Origin of the sequence: Mycobacterium sp. (genome assembly GCF_040509115.1) — a bacterium.
Classification (GTDB): Bacteria; Actinomycetota; Actinomycetes; order Mycobacteriales; family Mycobacteriaceae; genus Mycobacterium.
The window spans coordinates 1-15,783 of sequence record NZ_JBEVLO010000433.1; the positions used below are offsets into that span (position 1 = coordinate 1).

Consider the following 15,783-nt stretch of genomic DNA (forward strand, 5'->3'; position numbering starts at 1 on the left):
CGCGCGGCGGCGGGTGAGCGCGTCTCCAGCAGGTTCCACTGGTCGGCCCGAACGGCACGGTGAAACCAGATCGACGAATCGGTCGTCCCGCTGCGATGGGTCCGCGCCTTCATCGAATGACCGTGCACCTGCAGGGCGGGGTCGATCATGTACACGTCCGCGACGTACGCCGCGATCACCGTGTGCAGCAACGGATCGTCGGGCACCACCACGGTGACTCGCCACCAGAGGCGTCGGACGAACTCGCCGTTGGACCGGTCGTCGTCGATGCGAATGTCGATCTCGTCCAACGGCATCGAGGGGGCCGGACCGGCCGGACCGGTCTGTTCAAGGGTCTCGGGGTCCGGCGGATTGGTCGGGTACCGGCCGTGTTCCGGGCCCGCAAGGGGTGCGGCGAAGGAGACGCTGGCGGTCGTCAGCAGGCGCCCGCCCTGCCGGGCCTCGACCCGTCGGGCCGCGGCGGTCCGTCCGTCGAACACCCTTTGCACCCCGTAGTCGACGGTCTCGCCGGCCTCCCCGCCCCGCAGGAACTGCAGATGCATGTTGGTGGGCAGCTTGGTGTGCTCCACGGTCCGACTGGCAGCGGCCAGGCTCTGGGCCATGAACTGACCGCCGAATGCCCGCTTGCCCTCCGGACCGCTGGCGGGCCCGACCCAGGAGTCTCCCGAATCGCCCTGCCGAACGTCGAGTAGGCGCAGCAGCGCGCTCACGCGACCGTGCCCGCCGCGATCAGCCGTTCCACCTCGACCGAGGACAACCCGAGCCTGTCCCGCAACACGTCCGCGGTGTGGTCACCGAGCGCCGGAGCGGCCGCGGCGGGAGGGTGAAAGCCGTTGATCTCCATGGGAAGTCCCGGCGCCAGATACTCGCCGATCCGCGGCTGGGTCAGGGTGGTGAACAGCGGGTTGGCGGTGACCTTGGGGTCCGCGACGGCGTCGGCGAAAGTCCGGTACCGCTCCCACAGGATCGACGTGGCCGACAGCGCCGTGGCGACCTCGGCGGCGGTGCGGCCGGCGAACCAGACCGTGAACAGGCCGGTGAGAGCATCGCGATGCTCATACCTCTGCCCTTCGTCGGTGAAGTCGACCCCGAGGTTCTGACCCAGTGCGGCAACGGCGTTGGCGGTACCGGTGAGCTCGGTCAGGTCACGGAAGTGCCTGCCGGTCAGCGCGACGATCATGAACGCGGCACCGTCGCTGCTGGTGAAGGTTTGACCGTACTGGCCGTAGATCGAGTTCCCAAGCCGTGCGCGCTCGGTGCCGTTGATCATGACCTCGGTGAGGAAGCTGAGGTTGCCTGCCGTGGCGAGCGCGACGTTCTCCAGTGGGATGACGATGCGCTCGCCTCGGCCGGTCGCGTCGCGGTACCGCAGTGCTGCGGTGACGGCCAGCGCGACGTAGAGGGCGCACGCCACGTCCCAGGCGGGAAGGACGTGGTTGACGGGGCCAGCCAGTTCCTCGGGTCCGGTGACCAAGGGAAAGCCGACGCCGGCGTTCACCGTGTAGTCCACGCCGGTGCCACCGTCGGCACGTCCGGGGACCTCGACGTGAATCAGGTCGGGGCGCAGCTTCACCAACGTGTCGTACGAATGCCATTGGCGCCCAGCTGCATTGGTGATCAACACACCGGCGTCGGCGATGAGCCGGGTGATCAAGTCCTGGCCATCGGGGGAACGCGCGTCGATCGCCGCGGACAGCTTGCCCTTGTTGAGCCCTGCCCAGTAGATGCTGTCGCCGTCGGACGTCAGCGGCCAGCGGTGGTAGTCCGCCGCTCCGCCGACGGGATCGACGCGGATCACCTCGGCGCCCAGCTGGGCCAGCGTCATCCCCGCCAGCGGCACCGCGACGAAGCTGGAGATCTCGATGATCCGCACCCCGGACAGCGGCCGGGTGGCGTCTGTTCCGTCGGTCACGGTCAGATGAGCTCGATGGCGTCCGCGATGGAGTCCAGCACCCGGCTGGGTCGGAACGGGTACTTCTCGATGTCGGCGACGGTGGTCGACCCGGTCAGCACCAGGATCGTCTCCAGGCCGGCCTCGATGCCCGCGACGACGTCGGTGTCCATCCGGTCGCCGACCATGAACGTGTTCTCCGAATGCGCCTCGATCCGGTTGAGCGCGCTGCGGAACATCATCGGGTTCGGCTTGCCGACGAAGTAGGGCTCTCGGCCCGTGGCCTTGGTGATGAGCGCCGCGACCGACCCGGTGGCCGGTGTCGGGCCCTCCGCCGACGGCCCGGTGACGTCGGGGTTGGTGGCGATGAACCGGGCACCGGCACCGATGAGGCGGATCGCCTTCGTGATGGCCTCGAACGAGTACGTCCGGGTCTCCCCGAGCACGACGAAGTCGGGCCCGGTGTCAGTGAGCGTGTAGCCGACCTCGTGCAACGCCGTCGTCAGACCGGCTTCGCCGATGACGTAGGCCGAGCCACCGGGCAGCTGGTCGTGCAGGAATGCCGCGGTGGCCAGTGCCGAGGTCCAGATCGACGCCTCGGGCACGTCCAGCCCCGAGCGGTGCAGCCGCGCTGCCAGGTCGCGTGGGGTGAAGATCGAATTGTTGGTCAGTACCAGGAACGGGCGTTCCTTCTCGACGAGCCGCTGCAGGAATTCCGCTGCGCCGGGTAGTGCACGTTCTTCGTGGACGAGGACGCCGTCCATGTCGGTGAGCCAACTTTGCGGTGAGGATCGCACGGGTTCAGTGTCCACCCTCGCCACGCGGCCCCTCAAGGCGCGTCAGCGCACCACTGCCGGGTGCGGGGTACGCGGAGCACCGAGTGCGTCCCGGTGCGACGGCGGCTGACGTCCGTCCGCATCGGTGATTCCGTAGCGGATGCCCAACTCAGCGCCGATCAGCGTGTGGCCGCTGAGGTCGGCCAGTCCGGGGTCGCGGTACAGCGCGTCGATCAGGTGCCCGGTGAACTCGGGGGTCTCCGCATGCCGTGCGGTCTTCGCCAGCGCCCCTGGGTGGCCGTCGAACGCGGCGGTGAACTTCTCCGTCAACAGGATTCCCATCCAGATCGACGCGGTCGCCACCCCGGTGCCCGCGAAGTCGACGGCCATGTCGGCGGCCAGCTTGTCGACCCCGGCCTTCTGCGCGCCATAGGCAGGGCCGTGCATGTAGCACACCGATCCGGGTGACGACGTGAACGCGATCAGGCCACGACCGGTCGCCACCATCAGCGGCGCCGCGTGCCACGACGCGACGTACGCCGACCGCAGGCCCACGTCGAGGACGTCGGCCAACTCGAGTGGCTTGTCCCAGAACGGCTTTGGGCTGGTCAGTTCGTCGTGGATCGCCGCGGCGTTGTTGACGAGCAGGTTCAGTGCGCCGTGCTCGGCGGCAACGCGGTCGAACACCGCCGCCACCTGCGCGTCGTCTCGGTGGTCGACCTGAACCGGACTCCCGCCGTCCCCTGGGTCGGTGACCGTGCGCCCGGTCAGGTAGACGTGCCAGCCCGCGGTCCGCAATGCGGCGGCGATGCCTCGTCCCGCACCGCGGCTGGCACCCGTGACCACCGCGACGGGCGGGGTCGTTCGTTCGTCGGCCACGTCCCGACGCTACGTCTCCGGCCCGCGAGCAGTCCACTGCCCTGGGCAGGAGGCGACCGGTAGATTCAGGCCATGACCATGGGTGAGTCGGCATCGTCGCGGCAGCAGCCGCTGCTGGTGCTCGGGAAGATCACCGAGATCCTCGACGCGTTCACACTGGACCGTCCGGCGATGACGCTCGGGGAGATCCAGCAGGCGACGGGACTTCCGACGTCGACCGTGCAGCGCCTGGTCAGCAACATGGCCGCCCAGGGCCTGCTGGACAGGTCCGGCGACCAGATCCGCATCGGCGTGCGCGTCGCGTACTGGGCCGCCACGGCCACCAAGGACCTCGACGTGTTGTCGGTGGTGAATCCCGTGCTCAAGGAGATCCGCGACAAGACCGGCGAGACGGCGTGTTTCTTCAAGGTGGAGCAGGACTTCCGCGTCTGTGTGGCCATCGCCGAGACCCGTCACGCCCTCAGACGCGAGATGTACGTTGGGCACGTCATTCCCCTGCACGCCGGCTCCGCGTCACACGTGCTGCTGGCATGGAATCCCGAACTGGCCGAACACATCTTGGCAGGCCCGCTGGAATCGCTCACCGACGAAACCGTGACCAGTCCTGGCGAACAGCGCCAAGTGATCGCCCAGACCAGGGCCGACGGGTATGCGATCACCGCTGGCGAGCGCGAGGACTCGGCCTCCGGCCTGTCCGCACCGGTGTTCGACGCGGCGGGCGACGTTCTCGGCGCGGTCACCATCAGTGGTCCCACGCTGCGCATGCCACGGGAGCGCTGCGAGGAATGGGTAGACCTGCTGGTCGGCTACGCCGAGCAGATCACCCGCACCATCGGCGGTCGCCAGCCGCACTGAGTTCAATGAAACGGCCTGCCCGGCTTGGCATTCGGATTCCGAGCTGATCACTCGGGTGACGTCAGTCGGGCAGCCGAAGCTCCGGCTTCTCGACCTCTTCGATGTTGACGTCCTTGAACGTGATCACCCGGACCTGTTTCACGAAGCGCGCCGGGCGGTACATGTCCCACACCCACGCATCGGCCAGTCGGAGCTCGAAGTACACCTCGCCGTCGGAGTTGCGCGGCACCAACTCGACGCTGTTTGCGAGGTAGAAGCGTCGCTCCGTCTCCACGACGTAACTGAACTGCCCCACGATGTCCTTGTATTCGCGGTACAGCGAGAGCTCCATCTCGGTCTCGTACTTCTCGAGATCTTCGGCACTCATCGGTTCAGTGGACCTCCGGTCGGCATTCGGTACATCTTCCCTCAGGCCAGTTCGGCACGCTGCTCGGCCTCCCCATCCGGGGCCTCATTCGTCGCGATGGCCTGCTCGGCCACCACGACGGAGCGGATGTCGGCGACCGTCCGGCCTGCCACCCTGCGCACGTTGATGAACGAATATCGGTGCTCGCTACACGGTCCGCGCTCGGCCAGCGCCGCGGTGTGCGTTGGCGTGCTGTAGCCCTTGTGCAGCGCGAATCCGTACCCAGGATGTGTCTTCTCCATCTCGATCATCAAGCGGTCGCGACTCACCTTGGCCAGCACACTCGCCGCCGCGATACAGGCCGCCGCGGCGTCGCCACCGATGACCGGCAGCGACGGCACCGCCAGACCAGGCACCCGGAAGCCGTCGGACAGCACGTAACCGGGTTTCACCGGCAGCCCGGCCACCGCGCGGCGCATGCCCTCGATGTTGGCCACGTGCACGCCGCGCCGATCGACTTCGGTCGAGGGAATGTAGACCACGTGATAGGCGACCGCGTACCGCCGGATCAGGGGAAACAGCCGCTCGCGTTCCCGTTCGTTGAGCTTCTTGGAATCGTCAAGGGCCGCAAGGCTCTCCAGCCGATTGGGTCCCAGCACGCACGCCGCGACGACCAGCGGACCCGCGCACGCGCCGCGGCCCACTTCGTCGACCCCGGCTACCGGGCCCAGCCCGCCGCGATACAGCGCCGACTCGATCGTCCGCAAACCTGCAGACTTTCTGATGACGGTGCGAGGCGGCCAGGTCGCCGGCAAGTCCCAAACCTCCTACTGGGAGGTCTGCGGGTTGATTGCCGAGACGCCGCCCCACCGCCCCGGCGGCCACGCGATGAATCTGGCCTTGCCGATGACGTTCTCGACGGGGACGGTGCCCGCCATCGGGTCACCCGTGCAGTACAGCCCGTTGACGACGTCCTCCGGCCGGTTGGTGCAGTGCACGCGCGAATCGGCGGAGTGCGTGCGGTTGTCCCCCATCACCCACAGCCGGTCGGGGGGCACCGTCACCGGACCGAACTCGGGACCGAGACACTTGTAGACGTTGAGGTCGTCGACACCCATGGTCGCCAAGTCGAGGTATGGCTCGTGGAGGGGTTTGCCGTCGACCGTAAGACCGGTGTTGGCGCGGCACTCCACGGTCTGGCCGCCGACGGCGATGATGCGTTTGACGAGGTCGTTCTCGTCGGGCGGCACGAAACCCACGAACGAGAGCGCGTTCTGGATCCACCGGACGGGTGGGTTGTCCGAGCGGATCGACTTGTAGCCGACGTTCCACGCGGGCGGGCCCTTGAACACGACGACGTCGCCCGGTTCCGGCGACGTGAAGCGGTAGGAAACCTTGTCGACCATGATCCGGTCGCCGGTGCATCCCGCGCAGCCGTGCAGCGTGGGCTCCATCGACTCCGACGGGATGAGGTACGGGCGGGCCACGAACGTGAGCATCACGTAGTAGAGAACCAGCGCGATGCTCAACAGGATTGCGGCTTCGCGCACCGCGCCGCGCTTCTTCGGTGGCTCCTCGTCATCGCCGCGATCGTCGGCGTCGGACCGAAGCCTCGCGTCGTCGGACGGCTGCTCCGCCTGTTCGACGTGCTGCGCCGTGCCATCGTTCGGTTTCGCGTCGTTCGGTGTCGCGTCGTCCGCTTTGGCGTCGGCGGGTCCAGTCACGCCATCAGAGTAGTCACCGCGGTGCTTGCCGGCGCCCTGCTCGGGGTGCAACCGTCACACCCCTTCGGGTGCGGCGTATGCGCCGATCAGCGCTTTTCCTTGATCTTCGCCTTCTTGCCACGAAGCTCGCGCAGGTAGTACAGCTTGGCGCGGCGCACGTCACCGCGCGTCGCGACGTCGATGTGGTCGATGTTCGGGGAGTGCACGGGGAACGTGCGCTCGACGCCGACGCCGTAGCTCTCCTTGCGGACGGTGAAGGTCTCGCGGACGCCACCGCCCTGCCTGCGAAGCACGACGCCCTTGAACACCTGGACGCGCTCCTTGGAACCCTCGATGACCTTCACGTGCACGTTCACCGTGTCGCCAGGGCCGAAGGCCGGGATGTCGTCGCGCAGCGACGTCTGGTCGACGAAGTCCAGGGTGTTCATCGGTGACACTTCCTCATTGCTAATCGGGTAGATCTAGGCATTCTTCGTACTTCGCGGCGTCGGGCAACGTCGCGGGCGACGCGTGGCCTAGCCGAGGTCTTCGGGTGCATCTCGCGGCAGTTGGGACGGATGTCTCCCGCCGTGCGCAGACAACTGCTCAATTGTGCCAGATGAGCACCGTCGCGACGAAATCGCCGCCGCAGGGCTCGCCCGCCATCGCCGGAAACCGGGGCCGCCCTGCGGGGCAGCAACGCTTCTCAGCAGTTAGGCTAGCTCAGGGACGGCACGCCCGAACGCGTCGACGCCGACTGCGGGCACCGTCTCATTCGTCTCACTCGCCGAGGGAGGACCATGCACCGGCGGCCGCGGAAGCTGCTGATGGTCACCGTTGTTGCGGTCACCGCCATGACGGTCGCCGCTGGTTGCGAGGCCAAGGTCTACGGCACGCCGCCGGAGCCGTCCTCCGCCCCTCTCACCGTGGTCGCGCCGCTGGGCAGCATGGCACCGCTGCCCGAAGACCCGCCCGACCCTCCTGCCGCCGCCTTCGACGGGCTGGCCGAGCGTGAGCGGCAAGCCACGGCCGACGCCGCCAAGGTGGGTGCCGACATCACCGTCGCGGTGCTGGACCGCAACACCGGCCAGCTGGTGACGAACGGAGGCGGCACCGTCGCCATCGCCTCGGTGGTCAAGCTGTTCATCGCCGATGACCTGCTGCTGCAGGTGTCCAAGGGGCAAACGACGCTGTCCCCCGACGATCGTGCGGCGTTCGATCGGATGCTGAGGTCGTCTGACGACAGCGCCGCGGAGACCTTCTGGAACCGCAGCGGTGGCAGCGCCATCATCAACCGGGTCGTCGCTCGCTACGGACTGTCCTCCACCCGAGCGCCTGGCAACGGGCGCTGGTTCAACACCATCAGCTCGGTGACCGACCTGGTGCGGTACTACGACATGATGTTGGCAGGCACCGGCGGGTTGCCCCCCGAGCAGGCCAGCCTGATCCTGTCCAACCTGGCGGCGTCGACGCCGACCGCGCCCGACGGGATGGTGCCTGGCGGGGTGTACCCGCAGAGGTTCGGGATCCCGGAGGGTCTCTACGCCGAACCCGTTGCGGTGAAACAGGGTTGGATGTGCTGCATCAGCTCGGACTGGCTGCATGTCTCCACGGGAGTCATCGGGCCCAGCCGTCGCTACGTCATGGCCATCAGCTCGATGCAACCCACGAACGCCGACACTGCGCGGGCCACCATCACGCAGGCGGTCAAGACCATGTTCCCCGGCGGACGGATCTAGCTCAGAGCAGGTCGGGCCTGCGCGCCCGGGTGCGTTCCAGCGACTGCTCCCGCCGCCAGGCCGCGACCTTGGCGTGGTCGCCGGACAGCAGCACCGGGGGGACGTCGAGCCCGCGCCAGCTGGCGGGCCGGGTATAGCTGGGCCCCTCCAGCAGACCGCCCTCGTGCACCGAGTGCGAGTCCTCCCGATGCGATGCGGGATTGCCGAGGACGTCTGGCAGTAACCGCATGACGGCCTCGATCATCACCAGCGTGGCGGACTCCCCACCGGCAAGCACGTAGTCGCCGATCGACACCTCCTCGACCCGCATCCGACGCGCGGCGTCATCGGCCACCCGTTGATCGATGCCCTCGTAGCGGCCGCAGGCGAACACCAGGTGCGCTTCCTGGCTCCACCGCTGCGCGACCGACTGCGTGAACGGCACTCCTGCCGGGGTGGGTACGACGAGAAGCGTTTCCTCCGAGCAGACTTCGTCGAGCGCCTCGCCCCACACCGGCGCCTTCATCACCATGCCCGGTCCACCGCCATACGGCGAGTCATCGACCGAGTGGTGCACGTCGTGGGTCCAGCGCCGCAGATCGTGCACGACGAGTGATGCGATCCCCGAGTCGAACGCCTTGCCCGGCAACGACTGTCGCAGCGGGTCGAGGTATTCCGGGAAGATGGTGACGACGTCAATACGCACGGCCGCGCACCCTAGATCGAGTCCAGGTCCAGCAGGCCCTCGGGCGGATCGATCTCGACGAGACCGTCCTCCAGTGACACCGCGGTCACCATGGCACTCACGAACGGCACCAGGACTTCCGGGCCCTCCCCATCGGGCGGGTGGATGGACAGGATCTCGCCGGCCGCGGTGTGGAGCACCTCGGCGACCACACCGACGTCCCGACCGGCAAGGGTGCGCACGCGCAGCCCCTCCAACTGGTGGTCGTAGAACTCGTCGGGGTCCTCGATGGGCGGCAGGTCGGCCGTGTCGACGATGAACAGATTGCCGCGCAACGCATCTGCCGCGTCACGGCTGTTGACGCCATCGAGACGGACCAGCAGGCGGCCACCGTGCTCGCGCATCGATTCGACCGTGACGGTCCGCTCGGTCTTGTCCCGCGCTCTGGCGCGCAGAGCCGTGCCGGGGGCGAAGCGGTCGTACGGGTCGTCGGTGCGCACGTCGACGACGATCTCCCCGCTGACGCCGTGGGCCTTCACGATGCGCCCGACGACGAGGTCCATTTCGCTGCTCCGATTTCCGGGTCGCTGCGCTCCCGCGACCGAACCTCTACTGGTCGGTGTCGACCACGTCGACGCGGATGCCCCGGCCACCGATGCCTGCGACCAGGGTGCGCAGCGCCGTCGCGGTCCGACCGCCCCGACCGATGACCTTGCCGAGGTCGTCGGGGTGCACGTGCACCTCGACGGTACGACCGCGGCGGTTGGTCACCATGTCCACGCGGACGTCGTCAGGATTGTCGACGATCCCCCGTACCAGGTGCTCGACGGCGTCGACGACGACAGTGCTCATTCGGAAGCGGCGGCGTCAGCGGTTGGCGCCTCGGCAGGTGCCTCGGTGGTTTCGGCCTCGTCGGCCTTCTTGGCGGGCGCCTTCTTCTTCTTGGCGGTCGTCGCGTCGCCGGTGGGGGCGTCGTCGGCGGCGGCCAGCGCGGCGTTGAACAGGTCCAGCTTGGAGACCTTGGGCTCCCTCACCTTCAGCGTGCCCTCGGCACCGGGCAGGCCCTTGAACTTCTGCCAGTCACCGGTGATCTTCAGCAACGCGAGAACGGGCTCGGTGGGCTGAGCGCCGACGCCGAGCCAGTACTGCGCACGCTCCGAGTCGATCTCGATGAGGCTCGGATCTTCCTTCGGGTGGTACTTGCCGATGACCTCGATGGAGCGGCCATCACGGCGGTTGCGCGCGTCGGCGACGGCGATGCGGTACTGGGGATTGCGAATCTTGCCGAAGCGGGCGAGCTTGATCTTGACAGCCATGTTCGAACGACTTCTCCTGTGATTGCCACGTTTGCAATTCAGCGACTCGGGCGGGTTGCCCGGTCCGGTTTTGCCTTGCGTGTGTGACCGATGGGCGGCGCATCGAAGGAGAAGGATCTCGCCTCGAACCGGGGTCGCCCGTCAGACAGCCGCCAATTGTGCCAGAACACGGCCCATCGGCGGAAATCGCGTGCCCCTGCGGCCCGCGGACCGTATCGGTCAGACCATCTTGTCGAAGCACTTGGTCTCGACGCGACGGGTCATCCGCCAGCCCTCGTCGGTACGGATGAACTCGTCGTCGTACCAGAGCCCGCAGAACAGGATCTGGCCGTCGTCGTTCAGCTTCATCGGATTGAAGCAGATGATCCGGGACGAGGCGGTGTCGCCGGTGACCTTGACGTCGAAGTTGCCGATCAGGTGCGAGTAGGCCGGAAAGTTCGGCAGCACCTCCGACAGCCACTTCTTCACGTCGCCGAACGTGCCGTCGATGCCGCCCATCGCGCGATAGTCGATGTAGGCATCCGGGGTGAAGACCAGGTCGAGGTCGTCGAACCGGCGGGTGTCGATGGCCGTGGAGTAGTCGACGAGCAGCTGCTGTATTTCGAGGCGGTCGGAGATCTCTTCCAGGCTCAGCATGGCCCGATTCAACTACCCGCCCCCAGGCCTCAGGCCTGCGGCCCCTCCGACGGCGGCCAGTGCTCCCCCGGCGACACGTCACCCGGTTCGGTGTGATCGCCACGAGACAACGGCACCCACTGCTCACTGGGTGCGGGCTGCTTGGACGACGGGAAGTCGCGGAGCTTGCCCGACGGCTTGGCGTCCCACGTCGCGAACGTCAGCGGAGTGCTCAACCAACTGTCCAGCAGCAGGTAGCACGCCTCGAGCGAATCGAGGTGGCTGCGCTCCCAGCCATGGCTGCCGTCGAGTCCGAACGCGACGAGCGCCGCGCGGGTGTTGGCGCCCGCTTCGATCGCCGCTGCGGCATCGGAGCGGTAGAAGCGAAAGATGTCGCGAACGTGGTCGATGCCGCGTTCCGTGGCCAGGCGGCACAGGTTGCGAGTCAGGTGATAGTCGAACGGACCGTGCAGATCGGCCATCGGAATGGTCACGCCGTGCTCGATCGAATGCTGACCCGGCGCGCAGACGGCGTTGTCGACGGAGACCAGCTCGGCGACGTCGGGCGGCAGCCCGCTGCTGGCCCCGTGGCCGACTTCTTCGGTGATGGTCACCATGATCGTCGTGCGGTGCGGCAGCACCACCCTGTTCTCCATGACGTTCTTCGCGAGCGCGAGCGCCACGGCGACGCCCGCCTTGCCGTCGAGGTGGCGGGAGACGATGAAGCCGTCCTCGGTAAGCTCCGGGCTGGTGATGAACGCCACGAAGTCGCCCACGTTCAGCCCGAGTGCGACGAGGTCGTCGCGGGTCGAGACGTTGCGGTCGACGCGGACCTCGACGTGCTCCCAATCGGTGGGCTGCGTGTCGATCTCGTCGCCGAAGGCATGCCCAGATGCCTTGAGCGGCATGACCGTTCCGGTGATGAAGTCGTCGCTGTCGTCAGTGAAGATGCGCACCCGAGCCCCGGCGGCGAACCGCGCCGAGAAGGTGCCGACGGGGATCAGCTCGAGGCGACCGTTGTCCTTGAGCTCACGCACCATGCACCCGATGGTGTCGGCGTGAACGACGATGGCCCTGTCGATCGTCTTGGACTTGCCGGGCAGCTCGGCGGTCAGTGCGCCGCGACGGGTCAACGTGAACGGCACCCCCAATCCGTCGAAGATGCCGCCGATCAGCTGCATCACCGCATCCGTGCGTCCGGACGGACTCGGCGTCTGCAACAGAGCGAGCAGCGTGTCGACCATCCAGCTGCGGTCGTCTGCGGGCATCCGGGTGGCTGCGGTCGCCAGGTCGGTCAAGAGTTGGTCCTCCCAAGGGGTTCGGTGGGTGGTCGAGTCGGCACGAGCCTAGTGGCGCTCAATGCTGCTCGAAGGGGTCGGGTTGCCACGCCCACGGGGTGGCCGCGGTGCGCGGGAACAGGAAGTCGACGAAGGCCTGTGCGGTCGGACGCGGTTCGTGATTGGCCAGACCTGGTCGCTCGTTGGCCTCGATGAACACGTACTCGTCGCCCTCCACCGACGGCACGATGAGGTCGATGCCGGTGACGGGGATACCGATTGCGTCGGCCGCGTCGACGGCGACCTTCGCCAACAGCGGGTTGAGTTCGTCGGTCACGTCGCGGATGGTGCCGCCGGTGTGCAGGTTGGCCGTCCGACGTACGACGAGACGCTCGTTGAGCGGGAGGACGTCGTCGAGTTCGAAGCCCGCCTCGCGCACGGTGTCCTCGGTGAGGTCGTCGACCGGGATCGTCGATTCGCCGTGGGTGGCCGCCGCTCGCCGCCTGCTCTGCGCCTCGACGAGGTGACGCACGGTGTGGTCACCGCTGCCGACGACCTCGGGCGGGCGCCGGAGCGCGGCGGCGATGACCTTGCCGTTGATCACGACGACGCGCAGATCCTCCCCCTCGCAACGCTCTTCGAGCAGCACGTCGGGGCTGTGCTCGGCAGCCAGCCGGATAGCGCGGTCGAGGTCGTCGGCCTTGGTCACCCCCACGGTGATGCCCGCACCCTGCTCGCCGCGGGCTGGCTTGACCACCAGGGTGCCGACCTCGTCGAGGAAGGCGCGGTCGTCGTCGTCGAAGGTCGCCGTGCGTCCCTTAGGAACGCGGATGCCCGCCTCCGCGACCACTCGCCGTGCGACGCGCTTGTCGTCGCACCGGCTCATCGCGACGGCATTGGTGAGTTCGGACAGCGACTCACGGGTCACCACGCTGGTGCCGCCGTGCGTCAACTTGAGATAGCCGCCCTTGGCGTCGAGCACGTTCACCGCGATTCCGCGCAGGATGGCTTCGTCGGCGATGATGCGCGCGTACGGATTGAGTTGTGAGAGTTCCTCTTCCGCCTTCGCCGGGGCGAAGAGCCGCTCGTTGATGGCGTTCTTGCGCTTGATGCCGAGCACCGGCACGCGGACGAAGCCCATCCGTTCGTACAGCGCGATGGCGCCCTGATTGTCGTGCAGGACCGACAGATCCATCTGGGCGCGACCCCGCTTGACGAACTCCTCGATCAGCGACCGCACCAGCAGTCCGCCCACGCCGGGTCGCGACAGCGTCGGGTCGACCGCGAGGCACCACAGGCTGGAGCCGTTCTCGGGGTCGCCGAAGAGTTGAGCGTGGTCGATGCCGGTCACGGTGCCCACCACGGCGCCGGTCTGATCATCGGTGACGACGAGGTAGATCATGTGTTGCTGTGCCTGGCTGTTGTCCCACATCAGGTCGACGTCGGCGGGCACCATTCGGCATTGCAGATAGATGTGGTTGATCGACGCGCAGTCCTCGATCGTGGTGACGGCGCGCACGGACAGCCCCGGAACCGGTGACGGCTCGAACTCCAACGGCTTGGTCAGGTCGATCCGGTAGGTGAAGCTCGGGTCGATGAAGAACTCTTGCGGGTGCAGGGCGACGAAGACGTGCTCGGCGTCGAGGTACATGCCGATGTCGCGGCGCCCGCTGGCCTCGGCTCGCAACGCGTTGCCGAATTCCTCTGCGTCGTCGAAGGTCTGACCGAAGACCAACCGTCCCCAGCCGAGGTCCTGCACGACGCCGACGGCGGCCGGTTTGGTGTCGGCATCCGATGTCATGGTCATTTCACTCCATCGACGTGGCGGGCCAGCCAGAGTTCCAACAATCCGATCTGCCACAACGGATTTCCCCGCAGGGGCGTCAGGTTCCCGTTGGGATCGGCAAGCAGGCCGTCGACCGCGTCGGAGGCGAACAGCCCGCGGTCTCGCGCGGCCGTGCTGTGCAGCGCGTCGTTGACGAGGTCGAGATACGGCCCCGCGAGGTGCTTGAGCGCTGGCACGGGGAAGTAGCCCTTGGGCCGGTCGATGACTTCGTGCGGAATGACCCGGCGCGCGGCTTCCTTCAGAACGCCCTTGCCGTCGTAGGCCGTCTTGAGCCCTGGAGGGCAGGTGGCGGCCAACTCGACGAGCTCGTGGTCGAGGAACGGCACCCGGCCCTCCAGGCCCCAGGCCATGGTCATGTTGTCGACGCGCTTGACGGGGTCGTCGACGAGCATCACGGTGGTGTCCAGACGCAGCGCCCGATCGGTGGCGGTCGCGGCGCCAGGATGGGAGAAGTGCTCGAGCACGTAGTCCCCCGCCACGTCGGCGTCGAGACGCCACTGCGGCTGCAGAAGTCGGTTGATCGACTCGTGGTCGCGGTCGAAGAATGCCTTGCGGTAGCTCGCCAGCGCCGCGCCGGGATCGTCGTCGGCGGCGTAGGCCATCGGCGGGTACCAGTGGTAGCCGGCGAAGATCTCGTCGGCGCCCTGCCCGGACTGCACCACCTTGACGTGCTTGCTGACCTCTTCGGACAGGAGATAGAACGCGACGCAGTCGTGGCTCATCATCGGTTCGCTCATGGCGCCGATGGCGTCGGACAGCGCGGGCAGCATGCGGGCGGTGTCGATCCGGATCTGGTGGTGGTCGGTGCCGTAGTGGCGGGCGATCACGTCGGAGTACTTGAATTCGTCGCCCTCCTCGCCACCGGCGGCCTCGAAGCCGATCGAGAAGGTCTTCAAGCCGTGCTGGCCCGCTTCGGCCAACAACCCGACGATCAGGCTGGAGTCCAGCCCGCCCGACAGCAGGCAGCCCACGGGCACGTCGGCGACCAGGCGACGCTCGACGGCCGTGCGTAGCGACGCGAGAATGGCCTCCTCCCATTCGGAGTCCGACCACCCGGCGCGCTCCGCGGAACGCTCGAACAGCGGCTCCCAGTAGGTCTCCTGGGTCCTGGTGCCGTCGGGTTCGATCCGCATGATCGTGCCAGGCTCGAGCTTGCGCACCCCGCGAAGGATGGTGTGTGGGGCGGGCACCACCGAGTGGAAGCTCAAATAGTGGCTCAGCGCAACGGGATCCAGGTCGGTGTCCACGCCGCCGGCCGCCACCAACGCGGGCAGCGACGAGGCGAACCGCATGGCGCCCGTTCCGTTGCCGTCCTCGACGTCACACCAGTACAGCGGTTTGACGCCGAGCCGGTCGCGGGCCAAGACCACGCGGCCGGTGTCGCGCTCGGCCACGGCGAAGGCGAACATCCCCTTGAGGTGGTCGACGACCCGCTCGCCCCATTCGCGGTAGCCCTTGAGGATCACCTCGGTGTCGCTGTGGGAGAAGAAGCGATAACCCTTGCCCAGCAATTGCTGACGCAATTCGGGGTAGTTGTAGATGCAACCGTTGAACGCGACCGTGAGCCCGAGGTCGGGGTCGTGCATGGGCTGGTGGCCGCTGCTGGACAGGTCGATGATCGCCAACCTGCGGTGGCCGAGCGCCACCGAATGGTCAGCCCAGGCACCGCCACCGTCGGGTCCGCGCGGCACCATGCAGTCCGTCATCGCGCCGATGGCCTTGAGATCTGCTGGACGCCCTCGGGCTATTTCGCCGGCTATGCCACAAATGGTGATCGACTCCCTCGAATGGTTGGTTGGGCGGCCGCCATCGGAACGTTGCGTTCGCGCATGACGGCGTCGGCCCGGCGTTGGTTTGTAGCCGGATTACCCGGCCG

18 protein-coding genes are annotated in these 15,783 nt (G+C 67.6%); 2 read left to right on the forward strand and 16 right to left on the reverse strand.

Translation table 11 applies throughout. The features are described 5' to 3' along the window. The 4 genes from ABW137_RS29795 to ABW137_RS29810 all read right to left on the reverse strand — a co-directional run. Positions 1-710 (reverse strand): acyl-CoA thioesterase (locus ABW137_RS29795; protein WP_526405496.1); only part of this gene is annotated, 710 nt, incomplete at its 3' end. Beyond that, complete coding sequence (locus tag ABW137_RS29800; protein ID WP_526405497.1) at positions 707-1,912, reverse strand: CoA transferase; 1,206 nt, start codon at positions 1,910-1,912, stop codon at positions 707-709. The genes ABW137_RS29800 and ABW137_RS29795, both read right to left, overlap by 4 nt. A 2-nt stretch (positions 1,913-1,914) precedes the next feature. Continuing rightward, positions 1,915-2,655, reverse strand: coding sequence for an HAD-IIA family hydrolase (locus tag ABW137_RS29805; protein WP_526405521.1), 741 nt, complete (start codon positions 2,653-2,655; stop codon positions 1,915-1,917). A gap of 75 nt (positions 2,656-2,730) precedes the next feature. Further along, positions 2,731-3,546 (reverse strand): SDR family NAD(P)-dependent oxidoreductase, encoded by an 816-nt coding sequence (locus ABW137_RS29810; RefSeq protein WP_526405499.1) that lies wholly within the window; start codon positions 3,544-3,546, stop codon positions 2,731-2,733. Between the two features lie 72 nt (positions 3,547-3,618). Here ABW137_RS29810 and ABW137_RS29815 point away from each other — a divergent pair, with 72 nt between their 5' ends. Next, positions 3,619-4,401: an IclR family transcriptional regulator gene (locus tag ABW137_RS29815; RefSeq protein ID WP_526405501.1), complete on the forward strand. Its 783-nt coding sequence runs from the start codon at positions 3,619-3,621 to the stop codon at positions 4,399-4,401. A gap of 61 nt (positions 4,402-4,462) precedes the next feature. On the opposite strand, the gene ABW137_RS29820 is transcribed toward ABW137_RS29815, so the two are convergent. The 4 genes from ABW137_RS29820 to rplS all read right to left on the reverse strand — a co-directional run bounded on the left by ABW137_RS29820 (position 4,463) and on the right by rplS (position 6,899). Beyond that, a complete protein-coding gene (locus ABW137_RS29820; protein ID WP_102142913.1) occupies positions 4,463-4,768 on the reverse strand; it encodes a DUF2469 domain-containing protein in 306 nt (101 codons plus the stop codon). Positions 4,769-4,809: 41 nt separating this feature from the next. Then, the gene (locus ABW137_RS29825) at positions 4,810-5,562 is read right to left on the reverse strand and encodes a ribonuclease HII (RefSeq protein WP_526405503.1); all 753 of its coding nucleotides are present in this window, start codon (positions 5,560-5,562) and stop codon (positions 4,810-4,812) included. Between the two features lie 12 nt (positions 5,563-5,574). Further along, entirely contained in the window at positions 5,575-6,471 is an 897-nt protein-coding gene (gene lepB / locus ABW137_RS29830) for a signal peptidase I (RefSeq protein WP_526405505.1), read from the reverse strand. Between the two features lie 86 nt (positions 6,472-6,557). Then, positions 6,558-6,899: a 50S ribosomal protein L19 gene (rplS, locus tag ABW137_RS29835; RefSeq protein ID WP_526405507.1), complete on the reverse strand. Its 342-nt coding sequence runs from the start codon at positions 6,897-6,899 to the stop codon at positions 6,558-6,560. 351 nt (positions 6,900-7,250) lie between these two features. Here rplS and ABW137_RS29840 point away from each other — a divergent pair, with 351 nt between their 5' ends. Further along, positions 7,251-8,189 (forward strand): serine hydrolase, encoded by a 939-nt coding sequence (locus tag ABW137_RS29840; RefSeq protein WP_526405509.1) that lies wholly within the window; start codon positions 7,251-7,253, stop codon positions 8,187-8,189. A 1-nt stretch (position 8,190) separates the two neighbouring features. Here ABW137_RS29840 and trmD read toward each other — a convergent pair whose 3' ends face one another. From trmD to ABW137_RS29880, 8 genes are all read right to left on the reverse strand, one after another. Continuing rightward, entirely contained in the window at positions 8,191-8,874 is a 684-nt protein-coding gene (trmD, locus tag ABW137_RS29845; protein ID WP_526405511.1) for a tRNA (guanosine(37)-N1)-methyltransferase TrmD, read from the reverse strand. 11 nt (positions 8,875-8,885) lie between these two features. Further along, on the reverse strand, positions 8,886-9,416 hold the full coding sequence (rimM, locus tag ABW137_RS29850; protein ID WP_526405513.1) for a ribosome maturation factor RimM: 531 nt from the start codon (positions 9,414-9,416) through the stop codon (positions 8,886-8,888). A 46-nt stretch (positions 9,417-9,462) separates the two neighbouring features. Continuing rightward, positions 9,463-9,705: an RNA-binding protein gene (locus tag ABW137_RS29855; RefSeq protein ID WP_029114920.1), complete on the reverse strand. Its 243-nt coding sequence runs from the start codon at positions 9,703-9,705 to the stop codon at positions 9,463-9,465. Further along, positions 9,702-10,169, reverse strand: a complete 468-nt coding sequence (rpsP, locus tag ABW137_RS29860; RefSeq protein ID WP_526405515.1) for a 30S ribosomal protein S16 — start codon at positions 10,167-10,169, stop codon at positions 9,702-9,704. The genes ABW137_RS29855 and rpsP overlap by 4 nt, the downstream gene beginning before the upstream one ends. Before the next feature lie 219 nt (positions 10,170-10,388). After that, positions 10,389-10,805 carry a nuclear transport factor 2 family protein gene (locus ABW137_RS29865; protein ID WP_526405517.1) on the reverse strand — a complete coding sequence of 139 codons (417 nt, stop codon included), beginning with the start codon at positions 10,803-10,805 and terminating at the stop codon, positions 10,389-10,391. A gap of 29 nt (positions 10,806-10,834) precedes the next feature. Next, on the reverse strand, positions 10,835-12,052 hold the full coding sequence (locus ABW137_RS29870; protein ID WP_526405523.1) for an osmoprotectant NAGGN system M42 family peptidase: 1,218 nt from the start codon (positions 12,050-12,052) through the stop codon (positions 10,835-10,837). Positions 12,053-12,140: 88 nt separating this feature from the next. Further along, positions 12,141-13,868, reverse strand: coding sequence for an N-acetylglutaminylglutamine synthetase (ngg, locus tag ABW137_RS29875; RefSeq protein WP_526405519.1), 1,728 nt, complete (start codon positions 13,866-13,868; stop codon positions 12,141-12,143). Then, the gene (locus ABW137_RS29880) at positions 13,865-15,676 is read right to left on the reverse strand and encodes an N-acetylglutaminylglutamine amidotransferase (protein ID WP_526405525.1); all 1,812 of its coding nucleotides are present in this window, start codon (positions 15,674-15,676) and stop codon (positions 13,865-13,867) included. Before ABW137_RS29880 ends, ngg begins: the two co-directional genes overlap by 4 nt. Positions 15,677-15,783: the final 107 nt, after the last annotated feature.

What these genes read in the sequence shown, in the direction of transcription:
- ngg (WP_526405519.1), bottom strand. Translation starts at nt 13,868, where the DNA reads ATGACCATGACATCGGATGCCGACACCAAACCGGCCGCCGTCGGCGTC.
- rimM (WP_526405513.1), bottom strand. Translation starts at nt 9,416, where the DNA reads ATGGACCTCGTCGTCGGGCGCATCGTGAAGGCCCACGGCGTCAGCGGG.
- ABW137_RS29805 (WP_526405521.1), bottom strand. Translation starts at nt 2,655, where the DNA reads ATGGACGGCGTCCTCGTCCACGAAGAACGTGCACTACCCGGCGCAGCG.
- ABW137_RS29815 (WP_526405501.1), top strand. Translation starts at nt 3,619, where the DNA reads ATGACCATGGGTGAGTCGGCATCGTCGCGGCAGCAGCCGCTGCTGGTG.
- rpsP (WP_526405515.1), bottom strand. Translation starts at nt 10,169, where the DNA reads ATGGCTGTCAAGATCAAGCTCGCCCGCTTCGGCAAGATTCGCAATCCC.
- ABW137_RS29820 (WP_102142913.1), bottom strand. Translation starts at nt 4,768, where the DNA reads ATGAGTGCCGAAGATCTCGAGAAGTACGAGACCGAGATGGAGCTCTCG.
- ABW137_RS29840 (WP_526405509.1), top strand. Translation starts at nt 7,251, where the DNA reads ATGCACCGGCGGCCGCGGAAGCTGCTGATGGTCACCGTTGTTGCGGTC.
- ABW137_RS29870 (WP_526405523.1), bottom strand. Translation starts at nt 12,052, where the DNA reads ATGCCCGCAGACGACCGCAGCTGGATGGTCGACACGCTGCTCGCTCTG.
- rplS (WP_526405507.1), bottom strand. Translation starts at nt 6,899, where the DNA reads ATGAACACCCTGGACTTCGTCGACCAGACGTCGCTGCGCGACGACATC.
- ABW137_RS29865 (WP_526405517.1), bottom strand. Translation starts at nt 10,805, where the DNA reads ATGCTGAGCCTGGAAGAGATCTCCGACCGCCTCGAAATACAGCAGCTG.
- ABW137_RS29855 (WP_029114920.1), bottom strand. Translation starts at nt 9,705, where the DNA reads ATGAGCACTGTCGTCGTCGACGCCGTCGAGCACCTGGTACGGGGGATC.